This window comes from Streptomyces sp. NPDC055955 (assembly GCF_042270245.1).
In the GTDB taxonomy this organism is placed as follows: Bacteria; Actinomycetota; Actinomycetes; order Streptomycetales; family Streptomycetaceae; genus Streptomyces.
In genome coordinates this window covers 228,444-240,977 of the sequence record NZ_JBHJYS010000006.1, presented here as the reverse complement: position 1 = coordinate 240,977, position 12,534 = coordinate 228,444, and the positions used below count along the sequence as shown (strand labels likewise).

Genomic DNA, 12,534 nt, shown 5'->3' with positions numbered 1-12,534 from the left:
TTGTAGAACCCGTTACTACGGTGCCGACAAGCTGACGCCCCGTCAGACCGTCACCGGGAGTTGCCCATGCCGTGCCCAGCGCTGCCCGAAGGGTTCGACCTCACCGACCCCGACCTTCTCCAGGACCGCGTCCCCTTCCCCGAGTTCGCCCAGCTCCGGCAGACGGAACCGGTGCGGTGGGTCGCCCAGCCGACCGGCATCTCCGGCTTCGAGGACTCGGGCTACTGGGCCGTGACCCGGCACGCGGACGTCAAGTACGTCTCCACGCGCCCGGAGCTCTTCTCCTCCAACCTCAACACCGCCGTCATCCGCTTCAACGAGTCGATCAGCCGCGACCAGATCGAGGTCCAGAAGCTGATCATGCTCAACATGGACCCGCCGGAGCACACCCGGGTCCGGCAGATCGTGCAGCGCGGCTTCACGCCCCGCGCCATCCGCTCGCTCGAGGACGCCCTGCGCAACCGTGCGGCCTCCATCGTCGAGACGGCGCTCGCGAACGCCGCGCCCGACGGCTCCTTCGACTTCGTCACCAACGTCGCCGTCGAACTCCCGCTCCAGGCCATCGCCGAGCTGATCGGCGTCCCCCAGGACGACCGCACCAAGATCTTCGACTGGTCCAACAAGATGGCCGCGTACGACGACCCGGAGTACGCGATCACCGAGGAGGTCGGCGCCGAGGCGGCCATGGAGATCGTCAGCTACGCGATGAACCTGGCCGCCGCCCGCAAGGAGTGCCCCGCCAAGGACATCGTGAGTCAGCTGGTGGCGGCCGAGGACGAGGGGAACCTCTCCTCGGACGAGTTCGGCTTCTTCGTGATCCTGCTCGCCGTGGCCGGCAACGAGACGACGCGCAACGCCATCACCCACGGCATGCACGCCTTCCTGACCAACCCCGACCAGTGGGAGCTGTTCAAGCGGGAGCGCCCGCAGACGACGGCGGAGGAGATCGTCCGCTGGGCGACCCCCGTGGTCTCCTTCCAGCGCACCGCGACCCAGGACACCGAACTCGGCGGTGCGCAGATCAAGAAGGGCGACCGGGTCGGCATCTTCTACTCGTCGGCCAACCACGACCCGGACGTCTTCGACCGCCCCGACGAGTTCGACATCACCCGCGACCCGAACCCGCACCTCGGATTCGGCGGCGGAGGCCCGCACTTCTGCCTCGGCAAGTCCCTGGCCACGCTCGAGATCAACCTCATCTTCAACGCCGTGGCCGACGCCATGCCCGACCTCCGCCTGACCGGTGACCCGCGCAGGCTCCGCTCGGCCTGGCTCAACGGCGTCAAGGAACTCCAGGTCAGCACCGGCTGACCGGGCGGCCGCACACCGGCCCAAGGAGGCAGGGGCCGGCCCCTGCGCCACGCCCCTGCCTCCCCGCACACGTGCGCCGCGCTGCCACGTCCCGGGTGTCCACGACCGGACGGTCCGTCACGGGCTGCGCGAGCCGGGCGCGCGCTTCGGGGAACGGCTGACCGGCCCGGAGCGCCGCTTCACCACGGAGGCGGCGCTGCGGGCCCGGGATCCGCAGGGCCACCGGCCCCGGCCGGAAGGCGCCTGACCCGCCCCTCAGGACCGGTTGTGTCCGGCCGGCAGCCGCGCGTGGTCGGGCTCGGCCTTCGGCTGCTCGGAGACGGCCGCGCCGGTGAGGCGGGCGCGCGGACCGCTCAGCAGATAGGTGAGTCCGAAGCCCGCGCCGACGACCGTCGCGCCGCCCACGGCGTCCAGCACCCAGTGGTTGCCGGTCGCGATGATCGCGGAGATGGTGAACAGGGGGTGCAGCAGCGCGATCGCCTTCATCCACCACTTCGGGGCGAGGATCGCGATGACGAGCCCGCACCACAGGGACCAGCCGAAGTGCAGCGAGGGCATGGCCGCGTACTGGTTGGTGAGCGCGGTCAGTGTGCCGTAGTCCGGCTTGGAGAAGTCCTGGACGCCGTGCAGCGTGTCGATGAATCCGAGCGAGGGCATCAGGCGCGGCGGCGCCAGCGGGTAGAACCAGAAACCGATCAGGGCGAGCACCGTGGCGAAGCCGAGCGCCGAGCGGGCCCAGCGGTACTGGGCGGGCCTGCGGACATAGAGGATGGCGAGGACACTCAGCGGCACGATGAAGTGGAACGACTCGTAGTAGAAGTTGAAGAACGACTTGAGCCACGTGACCTGCGCCACCGCGTGGTTGACCCAGTGCTCGATGTCGATGTGGAGGAACTTCTCCAGGGAGTGGACCTGCGTGCCGTGCGCCTCGGCGGTGGCCCGGCCCCCCGAGTTCGTACCGCCCGTCGCGGCAAGCCTGACCTGCTGGTACGCGTAGTAGCCGACGCGGATCAGGAGCATTTCGAGCAGCAGGTTCGGACGGGTCAGGACCCGGCGCCAGAACGGCAGCAGCGGGACCCGCGACCAGCGCGCGGGGACGGGCTTCGCGTACTCGGTGGGGACGGGCGCCCGGTACTCGGGCGCGGTGCGGGACAGGAACGGGACGAACGTGGCCGCGGCGACCGCGGCGATCAGCACGACGTTGTCGCGCAGCGGATCGGCGAGCGCCGTGCCCGGCAGCAGCATCCTCGCGGGGAGCGTCATCACGAGGACGACCGCGACCGGCCACACATACCGGTCGGACGCCTTCTTGCCGACGCGGCCGACCACGGCGAGCAGCACCCACAGGAGCTGGTGCTGCCAGGTCGTCGGCGACACGGCGACGGCGACGCAGCCGGTAAGGGCGACGGCGAGCAGGAGCTGTCCGTCCTGCGCGTAGCGCACCGCGCGCCGCAGTCCGAGCACCGCGACGGCACAGCCCAGGACCAGGAAGAGCCCGATCTCGAGGGGACCCTCAAGACCGAAGCGCAGGAGCGCGCCGTGCAGCGACTGGTTGGCGAGCCCGTCGGGACTCGAGCCGAGTCCCGCACCCGCGACGTGGTGCACCCAGTACGTCCACGAGTCGTGCGGCATCGCGGCCCACGCGAGGAGCGTGCACGCCGCGAACGTGACGCCCGAGGACACCGCCGCGCGCCGTCGCCCGGTGAACCACAGGAGCGGCGCGAAGAGGAGGACGGTCGGCTGGAGGGCGGCGCCGATGCCGATGAGCAGACCCGAGCTGCGCTCGCCGCGGGCGGCGAAGCAGCCGAGCAGGACGAGCAGGACCGGGATGATGCTGGTCTGGCCGAGATGGAGGGTGTTGCGCACCGGCAGCGACAGCATCAGGAGGCTGATCGCGACGGGGGCGGCGAGCAGCGAGGTGCGCCGGGTGACGGGCCTGGGCAGGGCGCGGGCGGCGACGAGACCGAGGACGACGACGAGGCCGAGCGTCCCGAAGGTCCAGGCCCAGCCGAGCGCCTGTTCGGCGCCCCGGGCCAGTGGCTTCAGCACCAGCCCCCCGAACGGGGTACCGATGAACCGGTCGGCGTCGTAGAGGGAGCCCGTCACGTGGAGGACGCCTTCAGGACCGATCCAGGTCTCCAGGTCCGTGAGCCGCTCACCGCTGGGGGTGCTCAGGACGGCCACGACCTGCCGCGCCGCGAGTACCGCGGCGATCAGCCAGAGGCCCGCCCGGACCATGCCCAACCGCGCTGTCGCGGCCCCCGCCACCAAGGCTTTGCCCGGTCCATGCTCCACGTTCGCCACGCGCCGTCGGCCCTCCCGCCATGCGTACTGTCCCAAGAGGCTCGCACCACCCCCGGGATGAGACGCGGGCAACCCCTGCTTCACCTGCCTGTCACCGGCATTTGACCGGATGACGATGATGCGGGGTCCGCGTGGTTGCGGTCGAGGGCCGCGACATAGGTCACAGATTTGTCCGTTTGCGCCGCGCCGGGGCCGGGGCGTCGTGCCTGGCCGGACCCTCTTTTCTCACGCTGTGCAACAAGGCGCACACTACCCGCAATGATCGCCGATGCACCTATGGTCGATTTCTGGCCGCCCCGCCGTGGGCGGCCGCGTCCGTCCCCACGCGGACCTGTCCTTGTCCCCGTCGAAAGCAGGCGAGCAGACCCTTGTCGAGTGTTCTAACCGTCGCACCCAGGACCACCGCCCCTGCGAAGGGCGCCTCCCCCGAGGTCACCGTCACCGATCCGGCGCTGGTCAAGCGCGCGGTCAAGGCGGCGGCGCTCGGCAATGCGATGGAGTGGTTCGACTTCGGTGTCTACAGCTACATCGCCGTCACCCTCGGCAAGGTCTTCTTCCCCTCGGGCAACCCCACCGCCCAGCTCCTGTCGACGTTCGGCGCCTTCGCCGCGGCGTTCCTCGTCCGGCCGATCGGCGGCATGGTCTTCGGACCGCTCGGCGACCGCGTCGGCCGGCAGAAGGTCCTCGCCGTCACCATGATCATGATGGCAGCGGGCACGTTCGCGATCGGCCTGATCCCGTCGTACGCGACGATCGGCGTCTGGGCTCCGATCCTGCTGCTCCTGGCCCGTCTGGTGCAGGGCTTCTCGACCGGCGGTGAGTATGGCGGCGCGTCCACGTTCATCGCCGAGTACGCGCCCGACAAGAAGCGCGGCTTCTTCGGCAGCTGGCTGGAATTCGGCACCCTCGCCGGATACATCGGCGGCGCGGGCCTCGTCACCCTGATGACGGCACTGCTCTCCTCGGACGACCTGCTCTCCTGGGGCTGGCGCATCCCGTTCCTGATCGCGGGCCCGATGGGCATCATCGGCCTCTATCTGCGGATGCGGCTCGAAGAGACCCCTGCGTTCGCGGCCGAGCTGAAGAAGGCGCACGCGTCGGAGAAGGCCCGGCCCAAGGTGAAGGTGCGCGACATGATCGCGGGCCAGTGGAAGGCGCTGCTCCTGTGCGTCGGCCTGGTCCTCGTCTTCAACGTCACCGACTACATGCTGCTGTCGTACATGCCGAGCTACCTCACCAGTGAGCTCCACTACGACGAGACGCACGGCCTCGTCGTGGTCCTCGGCGTGATGGCGCTGATGATGATCGTCCAGCCGTTCGCGGGCGCGCTCTCCGACCGTGTCGGCCGCCGCCCGGTGATCGCCGCGGGCTGCATCGGCTTCCTCGCCCTGTCCGTCCCGGCCCTGCTCCTCATCCGTGACGGCTCCCTGTGGGCCATCGCCCTCGGCATGGGCGCGCTCGGCCTGCTCCTGGTCTGCTTCACCTCGGCGATGCCGTCCGCGCTGCCCGCGCTCTTCCCGACCCGGGTGCGCTACGGCTCCCTGTCGATCGGCTTCAACGTCTCCGTCTCGCTCTTCGGCGGCACGACCCCGCTGGTCGTCACCGCCCTCATCGGAGCGACCGGAAACATGATGATGCCCGCCTACTACATGATGGCCGCGGCCGTCATCGGCGGTGTCGCGGTGTGGTTCATGACCGAGTCGGCGCGCCGCCCGCTGCCGGGCTCGCTGCCCGCGGTCGAGCCCGGCGACCTGCCGCGCACCGCGCCGGCAACAGCCGCGTAACACCAGGAACCAGGCTCCCCCGCGCCTCGTCTGCTCCTTCGCCGCACACGGCACACGGACACAGGGCGCGACATCGGGGGCCGGCATGAGAACCGCACCACAACGGACCATGAGGGCCAGGGCGCTACTGATCGCCCTGGCCCTCATGGCGTTCCAGATCGCCGCGCTCGTCTCACCGGCGTACGCGTGCGGATGCGGGGCGATGGTGCCGCCCGCGGGCACGGACCTCACCGTGTACGACGAGACGTCCGCGGTGCGCTGGGACGGGCGCGGCGAGCAGATCGTGATGAGCCTGTCGGTGAGCGGCAACGTGCGCGACGCCGCCTGGATCATGCCCGTGCCGCACCGCGCGTCCGTCGAGCTCGGCGACCCGGGGCTCTTCACGCAGCTGAGCGAGGTGACGGCGCCCGTCGAACGGACCCGGCACCACTTCTGGCCCGGCGCCGACGACTGGCCCTTCGGCGGCGGGCACGGCGACGGTGCCACGGCCGCCGCCCCCGCACCCGGCGGCCCGGTCGAGGTGGTGGGCCGCGAGCACCTCGGGCCGTTCGACGTCGCCCGTCTCACCGCGACCGACCCCGGCGCACTCGCCGACTGGCTCGACGAGAACGGCTTCCAGCTCCCCGACCGCCTCGACACCGCGCTGCGCCCGTACGTCGACAAGGGCTGGGAGTACGTGGCGATCCGCCTCGCGCCCGCCGACGGCGACAGCGTGCTCGGCGGCGCCCTCGACCCGCTCCACCTCACGTTCGCCAGCGACCGCCTCGTCTACCCGATGCGGCTGTCGAAGCTCGCCCGCACCGAACAGCATCTGCGCCTGTACGTGCTCGCCGCCCACCGCATGGAGCCGCGCTCCACGATCGGCGGCGACACACCGAAGGTCACGTACGCGGGCCGGATCCCGGCGAAGTCCGGCGGGCCGCTGCCCGCATTCGCGGACGGCGAGCGGTACCTGACCGCGCTCACCCAGGATTTCCCACAGCCGTCGCGCATCCATGACGACCACGAGCTGCGGCGCACCGCGAGCGACGCCACGCACCGCACCGTCGTGTGGGACGACGAACTCCTCACCGCCGGGGGCGTCCCGGTGTGGCTGCTCACCGTCGCACTGCCTCTGGCCCTTCTCCTGACGGCGGCCGCCGTCCTGTGCTTCCGCCGGCGCTCCCGCCGACCGGTGCCACCCCCGCCACCCGTGCACGCCCCTCCGCCGTTGGGCTGAATCCCACCCGGGCCGCCGCCGTGTGAGCCCATGATGGGGCCATGGCTGAGCACGCATCCGAAGACCGGTGGACCGCCGTCGACGACTATCTGAACGGCCTCCTCGCCCCAGGCGACGAGGCCCTGACCGCGGCCCTCGCGGACAGCGAGGCGGCGGGCCTCCCGCACATCGCCGTCGCCCCGAACCAGGGCAAGTTCCTCCACCTGATCGCGCAGATCCAGGGCGCCCGCCGCATCCTGGAGATCGGCACGCTCGGCGGGTACAGCACGATCTGGCTGGCCCGCGCCCTCCCGGCCGACGGCGTCCTCGTCACCCTCGAGTACGACCCCCGGCACGCCGAGGTGGCCCGCGGCAACCTCGCCCGCGCCGGCCTCGACAAGATCGTCGAGGTGCGGGTGGGCCCCGCCCTCGACTCACTGCCCGGCGTCGCGGCCGACCACCCCGCCCCCTTCGACCTCGTCTTCATCGACGCCGACAAGGCCAACAACCCGCACTACGTGGAGTGGGCCCTGCGCCTGACCCGCCCCGGCAGCGTGATCATCGTCGACAACGTGGTGCGCGGCGGTCACGTGACGGACGACTCCGGCGCGGCCCCCGACATCCGCGGCACCCGCGCCGCGCTCCGGATGATCGCCGACCACCCGAAACTGGACGGGACGGCGGTCCAGACGGTGGGCGCCAAGGGCTACGACGGCTTCGCGCTGGCCCGCGTCCTCCCGTAGCGCCCGCTCCCGATGTTTCCTGACGGTCCGTCACACTTCGTGGTAGAAGCCCACGTTCACGCTGCGGGGCTCATTGCGGTCCAGGACCACGACCTCGCCGGACGCGCCCGGCGCGAGCGCCGCGACCCCTCCGTACACGAGGGGCCGCGGCTCCCCGCCGGCCAGTGTGAGACGCACCTCGGACGAGGGCTCGTCGTGCGAGCCGCGCAGCCAGAAGACGGACCAGGCGCCGTCCTGTCCGCACCGGAATTCGAGATGGACGCGCGAGACGAACAGCCAGTCGTCGGGGGTCGCGAGCCGGCACACGTTCCGGTCGCGCCCCACGCGCAGCACGGATCCCGGCTCACTCGGCGCGTCGGCCATCAGCATCCCGGCCGTCGCACCCGAGTCCGCCCCCGCGACGGAGGCCATGGTCAGCTCCAGCACCCGCACAGCTCCTTCGGTCCTTGGCGGGCCCTTCGGCACCGGGTCCACCGACGCCGCATCCTAAGTTGTCCCCTCCCTGTGCGGTATGCCCTCTGGGACAATGGCCCCATGACCGAACGCAAGCCACCCGACGTCAGCTTCGAGTCATGGGTCGACAAGCAGATCCGCGACGCGGAGCGCGCAGGAGACTTCTCCCACCTCGCCGGAGCCGGCAAGCCGCTGCCGAGCACGGCCGACACGACGTACGACGAGAACTGGTGGATCAAGCAGAAGATGGCCCGTGAGGGCTTCTCCGTGCTGCCCCCGTCACTCGCCCTGCGCAAGGAGGCCGAGGACGCGCTCGCCGAGGCGGCGCGGGCCCCTTCCGAACGGATCGTCCGCAAGATCGTCACCGACATCAACGTCAAGATCCGCGACATGATGTTCAAGCCCCCGCCGGGCCCGCCCCTCGGCCTGAAGCCGTACGACGTCGAGGAGATCGTCCGCGACTGGCACGAGCGACGCGGGACGCAGGGGACCTGACAGCGATCTCACGCGGTGGTGAGCGAGGATGGGCGCCATGAGCATCGTGAAGATCAACGTCCTGACCGTCCCGGCCGAACAGCGCGAGATCCTGGAGAAGCGCTTCGCCTCGCGCGCGGGCGCGGTGGAGAACTCGGACGGCTTCGAGTGGTTCGAGCTGCTGCGCCCGATCGAGGGCACGGACGACTACCTGGTGTACACGCGGTGGCGTGACGAGGCGTCGTTCACCGCGTGGATGGAGGGCTCCATGAAGGAGGCCCACCAGGGCGGCGCGGACCGCCCGAAGCCTGCGGCCAGCGGGTCCTCGGTGTGGTCCTTCGAGGTCGTTCAGCAGGCGGCTCCCAAGAACGCATAGCGTGCGCCGTCGCCGGGAAGTGCCCCGTACCGCAGATGAGGTGCGGGGCACGTTCCGTCGGCGAGCACACGGCGAGGACAAGCGCCCCGTCGGAGGCGACCGAGCATGCATCTGCCCGGTGTCGGCAACGCCCCCTCCGAGCCGACAGTGCGCGTCATCGGCCAGGCATCCTCTGTCAGCCGTCGTGAGACCGCTTTCGGTCAAGATTCACTTTGCAGGGCATGACACCACCCCTGCGTCGCCACGATGTTGTCCATGGCGACTTCGGGGGCGGGCAAGACACGTTTCGGCGGGCTGGAGCAGTGGTGGGGCGTCCTCGCGGGCGCGCTGCTGATCGCGGCATGGATCAACTCCACAGCCGGCCCAGCAGCGGTGGTCGCACTGTCTGCCGCCGTACTCATCTGGTGCTTCTTCCAGGCACCCGTGACCTGTGGCGCACCCATTCGCGGGCGGACGGACGGTTGCCGCAACAACGCCGCCGGCCTGTTGCTGGGGTGTCACATCCGCCAGCACCGCTGGCAGAAGCTGAAGATGTTGATTCTTCGTCGGCAGCTACGGGCTTTCTGCGCCGGGCTGTTCTCTGACGGCAAAGCAGCCATCGTCACGCTGGCCGGGTTGGGCAGCTTCGTTTCAGGCCTGGTCGCGTTGGTCCCCGGCGTTGTCGTCCATTGAGCCCCCGTAGACGTCACGAATACGTCGGTCACAGGTACCGAGGATGTCCGAACCCCAGGTGCGTGTACGGGTCGAAACCAGTTGCGCCCGGCGCTGCCCCCTCACCGACAATGCCCTCATGACTTCGCCCTGGACCGTCGCCCCTGAGCCGTTCGACTCCGCCGTCGCCGCGGATCTGTGGCGCGCGTACTACACGGAGGTCAGCGACCGCTGGTATCTGCTGCACGAGGGGCGCACCACCGACCCCGACGAGCTGGAGCGCGAGGTCGCCGCCGACACGGGCGCCTGTCTCGCTGCGCCGGGCGGGGTGTTGCTGGTCGCGCGGTACCGGGGCGAGCCCGCCGGGACCGCGGGTGTGCGGATGATCGACGCATCGACCGGCGAGCTGAAGCGCGTCTTCGTACGGCCCGAGATGCGCGGGAAGGGCGGCGGCTCCGTGCTGCTCGCTCGGGTGGAGAGCGCCGCGCGGGAACTCGGCGCCGAGCGGGTCGTCCTCGACACCCGGGGCGACCTGGTGGAGGCCCGCCTGCTGTACGCGCGGCACGGCTACCAGGAGACGGCCCCGCACAACGACGAGGAGTACGCCGAGCACTGGTTCACCAAGAAGCTCGTACGGGACGCGTGAGCGGCGTCAGGCGCCGGCCGCCAGTCCGTCGTGCGGGCGCTCCGCGTCGGACCCGCACAGCTCCGCGTTGAGCTCCTCCACGAGTTTCGCCAGGTCCGTCGGCCGGTCCGGGCCCCACCAGTCGCCCAGCAGTTCGGCGAGCGACTCCTCACGGGAGCCGGACAGCCGGGCGGCGACCTCGCGGCCCTCGTCGGTGAGGACGAGGTCGAGGCCCACGCGCGTGGCGAGGCGCCGCCCCTCCACTTCCCGGGTCGCCGCGATGATCACGGGCAGCGGTACGGCACTGTGTTCGGCGAGCGCCGACGGCTCCGCCCACCCGTAGCGCTTGATGCGCAGCAGGAGCCAGCTCGAGGCGGGCAGCAGGTCGTAGCCGGCCCGCTCGGTGATCTTCTCGTAGATCTCGCGGCGCCCCTCCCGGGTGCCGAGCACCGACAGGGCCCGCGCCACCTCGTCGTGCGACGAGCGCTGTACGGGGTTGCTGGCCAGGGTCTCCGTCCCGTCCGGCGCGGTGACCGAGCCGCGCAGCTTGTCCTCGCGCAGGAACCAGGCCAGCGCGAAGGCGACGAGGGCGACCGGGGCGGCGTAGAGGAAGACGTCCGTGATGGACGACGCGAAGGCGTGCAGGACCGGTCCGCGCAGGGCGGGCGGCAGCGCGCTGATGCCTCTCGGGTCCGACTGGAGCGCGTTCACATCGATGCCTGGGGGCAGGCTGCGGCCGGCGAGGGCCGCCGTGAGTTTGTCGCCGAGGCGGCTCGCGAAGACCGTGCCGAAGATCGCGACGCCGAAGGAGGCGCCGATCGAGCGGAAGAACGTCGCGCCGGAGGTGGCGACGCCCAGGTCCTCGTACGAGACGGCGTTCTGCACGATCAGGACGAGGACCTGCATGACGAGTCCGAGGCCCAGGCCGAAGACGAAGAAGTAGGCGCTCATCTCGCCGGTCGAGCTGTTCTCGTCGAGCTGGTGCAGGAGAAGCAGGCCGACGGCGGTGACGCCGGTGCCGACGATGGGGAAGACCTTCCAGCGGCCGGTACGGCTGACGATCTGTCCGGACGCCGTCGAGGAGAGCAGCAGTCCGATGACCATCGGCAGCATGTGCACGCCCGACATCGTCGGCGAGACGCCCTGGACCACCTGGAGGAACGTCGGCAGATACGTCATCGCGCCGAACATGGCGAAGCCGACGACGAAGCTGATCACCGCGGAGAGCGTGAACGTACGGATGCGGAACAGCTTCAGCGGCAGGACGGGCTCGGCGGCCCGCCGCTCCACCTGGACGAACACGACCGCGAGGACGACGCCGAGCACCACGAGGCCGATGATCTGCGCCGAGTCCCAGTCCCAGGTCGTCCCGCCGAGCGAGGCGACGAGGACCAGGCAGGTCGCCACGGAGGCGATCAGGAACGTGCCGAGGTAGTCGATCGTGTGCTTGGCGGAACGTACGGGGATGTGGAGCGTGGTCGCGATGACGGCGAGCGCGACGACGCCGATGGGCAGGTTGACGTAGAAGACCCAGCGCCAGCTGAGGTGTTCGGTGAACAGCCCGCCGAGCAGCGGGCCCAGTACGCTCGTCGCGCCGAAGACCGCGCCGAACAGACCCTGGTACCTGCCCCGGTCACGCGGCGGCACGATGTCGCCGACGATCGCCATGGACAGGACCATCAGGCCGCCGCCGCCCACTCCCTGGAGTGCGCGGAAGCCGATCAGCTGCGGCATGTTCTGCGCCATGCCGCACAGCGCCGAGCTGATCAGGAAGATCACGATGGCGATCTGGAAGAGCTTCTTGCGGCCGTACTGGTCTCCGAGCTTGCCCCACAGGGGCGTGGCGGCCGTCGACGCCAGCAGGTACGCGGTCACGACCCAGGACAGGTGTTCGAGGCCGCCGAGGTCGCTCACGATGGTCGGCAGCGCCGTCGAGACGATCGTCTGGTCGAGCGCCGCGAGGAGCATGCCGAGCAGCAGCGCACCGATCGAGACCATCACGCTGCGGGGCGCGTGCCCGCCGCCGATCGTGGATCCGGTGCGGTCAACGCCTGGGCCTGCCGTCAGGTCCGTACGGGGAAGGCCCCCGCTAGCGTCCTGGGTCATGGACACCTCCTGAGACGCCACGCCGGACACGGCCGACGGGGGCTCTGCCATCTACCAGGATGGTCGGTGCGTCATGGTTTGGCCTGTTGAGGCCGGCGACTCAGAAGGGATACGGCGGCACGGACCAGAGGGACGGCGCGACATGGACCCGAGGGGGCCACGCAGCACGGACCCGGGGGGCGGCACGGCACAGACCCGAGGGACCGTGCGGCACGGACCCGGGGGGCGGCAAGGCACAGACCCGAAGGACCGTGCGGCACGGACCCGGGGGGCGGCAAGGCACGAGCCCGGCAGACGGTACGACGCCGACCCGAGGGGGCCACGCGGCACGGACCCGGGGCGGCGCGGCGCCGACCCGAGGGACCGTGCGGCACGAGCCCGGCAGACAGTACGACGCCGACCCAGCGGGGCGGTGCGGCACGAGCCCGGCGGACACTGCCGCGCCGGACTGGCCGATGCGGGGCTGCGGGACTCGCCGATACGTGGCCGCGGGACTCGCCGATACGGGG

Annotated in this window: 11 protein-coding genes; 8 read left to right on the top strand and 3 right to left on the bottom strand. The window is 70.8% G+C overall.

Annotation, left to right across the window (positions count from 1 at the left end; translation table 11 throughout):
• The first annotated feature begins 66 nt into the window (after nucleotides 1-66).
• Nucleotides 67-1,311, top strand: a complete 1,245-nt coding sequence (locus tag ACFC96_RS14735; RefSeq protein WP_376612534.1) for a cytochrome P450 — start codon at nucleotides 67-69, stop codon at nucleotides 1,309-1,311.
• Nucleotides 1,312-1,566: 255 nt separating this feature from the next.
• Here ACFC96_RS14735 and ACFC96_RS14730 read toward each other — a convergent pair whose 3' ends face one another.
• On the bottom strand, nucleotides 1,567-3,615 hold the full coding sequence (locus tag ACFC96_RS14730; protein ID WP_376262865.1) for a bifunctional glycosyltransferase 87/phosphatase PAP2 family protein: 2,049 nt from the start codon (nucleotides 3,613-3,615) through the stop codon (nucleotides 1,567-1,569).
• Between the two features lie 368 nt (nucleotides 3,616-3,983).
• Between ACFC96_RS14730 and proP the strand changes: the two genes are divergently transcribed.
• The 3 genes from proP to ACFC96_RS14715 all read left to right on the top strand — a co-directional run bounded on the left by proP (nucleotide 3,984) and on the right by ACFC96_RS14715 (nucleotide 7,340).
• The gene (gene proP / locus ACFC96_RS14725) at nucleotides 3,984-5,399 is read left to right on the top strand and encodes a glycine betaine/L-proline transporter ProP (RefSeq protein WP_376612532.1); all 1,416 of its coding nucleotides are present in this window, start codon (nucleotides 3,984-3,986) and stop codon (nucleotides 5,397-5,399) included.
• An 85-nt stretch (nucleotides 5,400-5,484) separates the two neighbouring features.
• Nucleotides 5,485-6,618, top strand: a complete 1,134-nt coding sequence (locus ACFC96_RS14720) for a DUF2330 domain-containing protein (RefSeq protein ID WP_376612530.1) — start codon at nucleotides 5,485-5,487, stop codon at nucleotides 6,616-6,618.
• A gap of 41 nt (nucleotides 6,619-6,659) precedes the next feature.
• Complete coding sequence (locus ACFC96_RS14715) at nucleotides 6,660-7,340, top strand: O-methyltransferase (RefSeq protein ID WP_376612528.1); 681 nt, start codon at nucleotides 6,660-6,662, stop codon at nucleotides 7,338-7,340.
• Between the two features lie 30 nt (nucleotides 7,341-7,370).
• Here the strand turns inward: ACFC96_RS14715 and ACFC96_RS14710 are convergent, their stop codons facing one another.
• Nucleotides 7,371-7,766 (bottom strand): hypothetical protein, encoded by a 396-nt coding sequence (locus ACFC96_RS14710; RefSeq protein WP_376262876.1) that lies wholly within the window; start codon nucleotides 7,764-7,766, stop codon nucleotides 7,371-7,373.
• Nucleotides 7,767-7,874: 108 nt separating this feature from the next.
• Between ACFC96_RS14710 and ACFC96_RS14705 the strand changes: the two genes are divergently transcribed.
• From ACFC96_RS14705 to ACFC96_RS14690, 4 genes are all read left to right on the top strand, one after another.
• On the top strand, nucleotides 7,875-8,288 hold the full coding sequence (locus tag ACFC96_RS14705) for a DUF1992 domain-containing protein (protein WP_376612526.1): 414 nt from the start codon (nucleotides 7,875-7,877) through the stop codon (nucleotides 8,286-8,288).
• 37 nt (nucleotides 8,289-8,325) lie between these two features.
• Nucleotides 8,326-8,643 (top strand): antibiotic biosynthesis monooxygenase family protein, encoded by a 318-nt coding sequence (locus ACFC96_RS14700; RefSeq protein WP_376262882.1) that lies wholly within the window; start codon nucleotides 8,326-8,328, stop codon nucleotides 8,641-8,643.
• Nucleotides 8,644-8,898: 255 nt separating this feature from the next.
• Nucleotides 8,899-9,315 carry a hypothetical protein gene (locus ACFC96_RS14695; RefSeq protein WP_376228389.1) on the top strand — a complete coding sequence of 139 codons (417 nt, stop codon included), beginning with the start codon at nucleotides 8,899-8,901 and terminating at the stop codon, nucleotides 9,313-9,315.
• Nucleotides 9,316-9,433: 118 nt separating this feature from the next.
• Entirely contained in the window at nucleotides 9,434-9,940 is a 507-nt protein-coding gene (locus tag ACFC96_RS14690; RefSeq protein WP_376612524.1) for a GNAT family N-acetyltransferase, read from the top strand.
• A 6-nt stretch (nucleotides 9,941-9,946) separates the two neighbouring features.
• Here ACFC96_RS14690 and ACFC96_RS14685 read toward each other — a convergent pair whose 3' ends face one another.
• Nucleotides 9,947-11,917, bottom strand: a complete 1,971-nt coding sequence (locus ACFC96_RS14685) for an MDR family MFS transporter (protein WP_376612701.1) — start codon at nucleotides 11,915-11,917, stop codon at nucleotides 9,947-9,949.
• Nucleotides 11,918-12,534 lie beyond the last annotated feature (617 nt).